This is a genomic window from Vibrio sp. R-1 (assembly GCF_035615595.1).
Classification (GTDB): Bacteria; Pseudomonadota; Gammaproteobacteria; order Enterobacterales; family Vibrionaceae; genus Vibrio; species Vibrio cholerae.
Map to the genome: position 1 here is coordinate 1 of NZ_WPDC01000131.1, position 5,990 is coordinate 5,990.

Here is a 5,990-nt window from a genome sequence, read left to right on the forward strand (position 1 = left end):
GCGCTAGTATCAGGTCAACTCAAGTCGGATCAACACTTCCTCAGTAATATCGACCAATTCACCATAGCCGACTTGTGCCAGCATCTCTTTTTCTAAACTTTTGGCGTGGTGTGGGCTGATCTCAGCCAGCTCGGTCAAATCGCTGCGTAGCAAATTCGTGATTGGTGCAAACACCGGAACACCACTCACCCTGAGTGCGTAGAATTCGCCCATCGCTTGCCCTTGGCGGATAAAACGGATGCGTTCACGAGTATCGGCAAAGTCACTCAACAAACGTGATTCCACGGATTGAATGCGTGTTCCGTATTTCACCGCACTCAAATACACCTCATGGTATTGCGGTACCGCGCCTTCAATCCGTTTCATTGGCGTTGCGAGTAACGAGTTGGTATGCCCCTTAAATATTGGTTGCAGAGTAATTCGATTCTCACTCCCCAATTTGGCCAACAGCGCCAGATGTGGTGGGAGTGGGTAGTTCACCCCAATCACTTTGGGTTTAAGATTACTCCCGACCTTTTCAACAAAAAACGGCGTACTCACCATCTTATCGAGCAGAATATTATGCAGACTTTCGAGTAGGGCATTGCTCGGTAGTATCTCTTCTTTAATCAATAGTTTGTCTTGGTTGTGTTCAATGATGCTATTAAAGAAAGCAATGGTTTTGAGGGTTTGTAAATTCTCCTCAATAACCAGTTGTAATCGGCGTCCTTCAGGACCGATACGCACCACTTTGTAGGGGGCATTGTCTAAGGGAAGGCTTTTGTCGTACAACTTGAGCTCAAGGTAATCGACCCAGACTTGATCGTTGGCTTTGACATCCAGTGGGGTATCTAACAGTAAACTGAGACCACGCTTAGAGAGATCAACCGTTGCTCCCGTGACCTTGAGTGCATCTATGCTCACTTGTACTGGCGTACTAAACCGATAACGCGGCTCTTTGCGCCGTGAGCGCGCATCAAAATAGATACCCATCGGTGTACCGATGACCTGACGTGGGTGGCGGAAATCATTCAGTGCGCTGCTCGGTAAATTGGGTTTTTCAACCAGTAAATAGTCGTGTGCGGCTTCAGTATCACTGATTTCTTGCAGTACACCGCAATGAGTGAGCGAACGGGATTGGTCAGCTAATTCACGAGAGTGTTCGGCGAGCGTTTTTCGCTCTTCATCGGAGAGTTCAAACACAAACAGTCGAAACGCTTTCCAGCTATCGCGTTTAGCGCCAATATGCCAAAACAGCTTGCGCTGCTCTTGGGTCGCCTCTGGCATTAGCATAGAGAAAAACAAAGTCTTGTGTTGGTGCTCATGCTTAAAGGCGTATAACACATTATTGCTGCCCCGAACGCCCGGAGCGGTTAAGTGCGCCATGCGTTCTGGTTTGAATAAGGTGCCAAGTGCTTGCTGGTTACGCTCATCGTGCCAATATTGCCAAATGGGGCGGTTATTCTCGGTGAGTAACGCCAGCTTGAGTTCGTTGCCACTAAAAAACAGCGGTAGATTACAGGTGTGTTTGAGGTACATGTGCTCATAGCCACGAGTACGTGCACGAATGATCTTATCTTGGTTGTCGTGGCGTGCTTTCTGCGTATTAGTCTGAATCGCTTCCTCGATGACTTTTTCAATTACATCGGTATCACTGAGTTTCAATACCCGCAGAAATTTAATCGCATCACTGTCATAGGACTCATCGACGCCGAGAATCCGGTAATCGATACTTTTATGCAGTCCCACCACGTTTGAGGTTTTATTTAAGTCAGAAAAATAGACTTGAATCACCTCGCCCAACTTGTAGTCAAATGCTGCTGGCACTTTTAATTTGGCCCCAGAAGGGGAGAGGTCAACACTCAGACCGTGTACTAATTGCTCGTTCTTCAGATGGATTTCGATCTGGCTGGAGATTTTTAAGCGGTTTTCTTGGCGTTTGAGGTCGTATCCGAGCTTGACCGGCTCAACTTCAAAACTCGTATCTTTCGGCTGATCTGTTTTCGGATCGAGTTTGCCTTGTTGCTTCATGACTCGGAAATTATTGCGGGTGTTATTGACCGCTTCCCACACCCCTTCGGTATAAGCACCAAATTTCTTGAGACTTTTTTGGTAAGAGTTGAACGCCACATCATCAAGCCAGTGTTGGCGGCCATCAAAATGGTATTCCCGACACTCTCCTTGAACTTTGCCACGTAAATCAATGCTTTTTGTACAAGGTGCCATTAGGCGGTTCAGTTCCATTTTGACCAATAATTTGGCCGAAGGCGGGTGCCCTTCGGTCATTTGCGACAAAAGGTAGTCAAGGTCACCGGAACGATAAACGGGTATAAGCCTTTCAACCAGAGAGAGAATTTCGGTCTGCTGCATACTTTTCTGTTAAAGTGTCTTCCATTCTGATGCATCGGCATCAACATACTAATCTTTAGCGATATGTTGCAGCCGTTCCACTTTTTCTTAAAGTATTACGCCTGATAAGTGAGAGCAAGTTCGAGGATTGATTGTGAAAGCTAAGCGCGCCTATGTATGTAATGAATGTGGAGCGGATTTTCCGCGTTGGCAAGGACAGTGTAATGCCTGTGGTTCGTGGAATTCGATTTCAGAAGTTCGTTTAGCGGCTTCACCGCAAGTGGCGCGCAATGAACGGTTGGTCGGTTATGCGGGAGCCCTTGAAGCGAAAGTACAAACTTTGGCTGATATTGATTTACAAGAAGTGCCTCGATTCACCAGTGGCTTTAAAGAACTAGATCGCGTACTCGGCGGCGGAATTGTGCCGGGGGCGGCGATTTTGATTGGTGGTAATCCGGGCGCGGGTAAATCGACCTTACTACTGCAAACCATGTGTTTACTTTCCGGACAGATGCCGACGTTGTACGTGACGGGCGAAGAATCGTTGCAGCAGGTCGCGATGCGTGCTTCACGGCTTGGTTTGCCGAAACAGCATCTAAAAATGCTCTCAGAAACCAATGTGGATCGGATTTGCCAGATTGCTGAGCAAGAAAAGCCGCGCATTATGGTCATCGATTCGATTCAAGTGATGCATGTGGCGGATGTGCAATCATCGCCGGGGAGTGTTGCGCAAGTGCGTGAATCGGCCACGGCGCTTACGCGTTATGCCAAACAAAATAATGTGGCGGTATTTATTGTCGGCCACGTAACCAAAGATGGTACGTTGGCGGGACCTAAAGTTCTTGAACACATCATCGATTGCTCGATTCTGCTTGATGGTGATACCGACAGCCGTTTCCGTACACTTCGTAGTCATAAAAACCGTTTTGGTGCGGTCAATGAACTCGGTGTGTTTGCGATGACTGGACAAGGGATGCGTGAGGTGAGTAATCCATCGGCGATTTTCCTTTCTCGTGGAGAAGAAGCCACATCTGGTAGCTCAGTGATGGTGGTGTGGGAAGGAACTCGCCCACTCTTAGTCGAGATTCAAGCTTTGGTCGATTACTCACAACTCGCTAACCCAAGACGCGTTGCGGTTGGCTTAGAACAAAACCGTCTCTCTTTATTACTGGCCGTGCTGCATAAACACGGTGGTTTGCAAATGGCCGATCAGGATGTGTTTGTGAACGTAGTCGGTGGCGTGAAAGTGACGGAGACCAGTGCAGATTTAGCGCTACTCATGGCGTTATTGTCGAGTTTTCGTGATCGTCCGCTGCCAAAAGATGTCGTGGTTTTTGGTGAAGTCGGATTGGCCGGAGAAATTCGTCCTGTACCCAGTGGTCAAGAGCGCCTTAACGAAGCCTTCAAACATGGTTTTAAGAAAGCGATTGTGCCGATTGCCAATATGCCGAAAGGTGGTATTGAAGGTATGCAGATCCACGGTGTGAAAAAGCTTTCTGATGCGATCGCGGCTTTTGATGAGCTGTAATGGGTAGTTGGTTTTGAACACGAATGACGCCAAAAAGCACAGCGTAAAAATATCATGGTTGCGCCTCGCGAGCCGTTTGAGGATCACCTATAGTTTCTCAGCGATAGGCACTCGTTCATCCCCTTGGCTACTTGAAACTGCTGCCGTGTCGGCTGCAACGCTAAGTCGCTAGGGCATATTTTTTTTCAGCAAGCGCATGCAGGGGTATCAGTCTTGACAGATTGTGATATACTCTGCGCGCACTTTATACCTTATTAACAGAGTAAGACAATGGCAGATTTATCATTATACAGAAACATTGGTATCTTCGCGCACGTTGACGCGGGTAAGACCACTACCACTGAGCGTATCCTGAAGCTGACTGGTAAAATCCACCGTCTAGGCGAAGTACATGACGGCGCTTCAACGATGGACTTCATGGAACAAGAAGCTGAGCGTGGTATCACTATCCAGTCTGCTGCGACTACCTGTTTCTGGAAAGGTCACCGTTTTAACGTAATCGACACCCCGGGACACGTTGACTTCACCGTTGAAGTATACCGTTCTCTGAAAGTTCTTGACGGTGGTATCGGTGTATTCTGTGGTTCTGGCGGTGTTGAACCTCAGTCAGAAACTAACTGGCGTTACGCGAATGAATCAGAAGTATCTCGTCTGATCTTCGTTAACAAACTAGACCGTATGGGTGCTGACTTCTTCCGCGTAGTTGAGCAAGTGAAGAAAGTTCTTGGCGCAAACCCACTGGTTATGACTCTACCTATCGGCCGCGAAGATGAATTCGTTGGTGTGGTTGATGTACTAACTCGTCAAGCGTACGTATGGGATGACTCAGGTCTTCCAGAAAACTTCGAAGTGAAAGAAGTTCCAGCAGACATGGTTGATCAGGTAGAAGAATACCGTGAAATGATGATCGAAACTGCTGTTGAGCAAGATGACGACCTGATGATGGCTTACATGGAAGGCGAAGAGCCAACTGTTGAGCAAATCAAAGCATGTATCCGTAAAGGTACACGTGATCTCGCGTTCTTCCCAACTTTCTGTGGTTCTGCGTTTAAAAACAAAGGTATGCAGCTAGTTCTGGATGCAGTTGTTGACTACCTGCCTTCTCCAACAGAAGTTGAGCCACAACCACTGACTGATCCAGCAACGGGTGAGCCTACTGGTGAAGTAGCAACAGTATCTGTTGATGCACCACTAAAAGCGCTAGCGTTCAAGATCATGGATGACCGTTTTGGTGCCCTGACCTTCGTTCGTATCTACTCAGGTAAGATTAAGAAGGGTGATACCATTCTTAACAGCGCAACAGGTAAAACTGAGCGTATCGGCCGTATGGTTGAGATGCACGCAAACGACCGTAACGAAGTGGAATCTGCACAAGCAGGTGACATCATCGCGATCGTTGGTATGAAGAACGTTCAAACTGGTCACACTCTATGTGATCCTAAGCACGAATGTACTCTTGAACCAATGATTTTCCCAACACCAGTTATCTCTATCGCTGTTAAGCCTAAAGATAAGAACGGTTCTGAGAAAATGGGTATCGCGATTGGTAAGATGGTTGCAGAAGATCCATCATTCCAAGTTGAGACTGACGAAGATTCTGGCGAAACCATCCTGAAAGGTATGGGTGAGCTGCACCTAGACATCAAAGTAGACATTCTTAAGCGTACTTACGGCGTTGAGCTGGAAGTGGGTGCTCCTCAAGTTGCTTACCGTGAAACTATCACTAAAGCAGTTGAAGATAGCTACACGCATAAGAAACAGTCTGGTGGTTCAGGTCAGTTTGGTAAGATCGACTACCGTATCCGTCCAGGAGAGCAAAACTCTGGCTTCACCTTCAAGTCAACCGTTGTTGGTGGTAACGTTCCTAAGGAATTCTGGCCAGCAGTTGAGAAAGGCTTCAAGTCTATGATGGATACCGGTACTCTTGCTGGCTTCCCTGTACTTGACGTTGAAGTTGAACTGTTCGACGGTGGCTTCCACGCAGTTGACTCATCTGCAATCGCATTTGAAATCGCAGCGAAAGGCGCATTCCGTCAGTCAATTCCAAAAGCGGCTCCTCAGCTTCTTGAACCAATCATGAAAGTGGATGTGTTCACTCCTGAAGATCACGTGGGTGACGTTATCGGTGACTTGA

At 47.5% G+C, this 5,990-nt stretch carries 3 protein-coding genes; 2 read left to right on the plus strand and 1 reads right to left on the minus strand.

Features of this window, described 5'->3' with window-relative positions; translation table 11 throughout:
- Positions 1-9 precede the first annotated feature (9 nt).
- Positions 10-2,349, minus strand: coding sequence for a PilZ domain-containing protein (locus tag GOU96_RS16545; RefSeq protein ID WP_001959254.1), 2,340 nt, complete (start codon positions 2,347-2,349; stop codon positions 10-12).
- Positions 2,350-2,479: 130 nt separating this feature from the next.
- Between GOU96_RS16545 and radA the strand changes: the two genes are divergently transcribed.
- On the plus strand, positions 2,480-3,856 hold the full coding sequence (gene radA, locus GOU96_RS16550; RefSeq protein ID WP_032074635.1) for a DNA repair protein RadA: 1,377 nt from the start codon (positions 2,480-2,482) through the stop codon (positions 3,854-3,856).
- A 270-nt stretch (positions 3,857-4,126) separates the two neighbouring features.
- Positions 4,127-5,990, plus strand: a 1,864-nt coding sequence (gene fusA, locus GOU96_RS16555) for an elongation factor G (RefSeq protein WP_324702026.1), incomplete at its 3' end; no start/stop codon positions are given.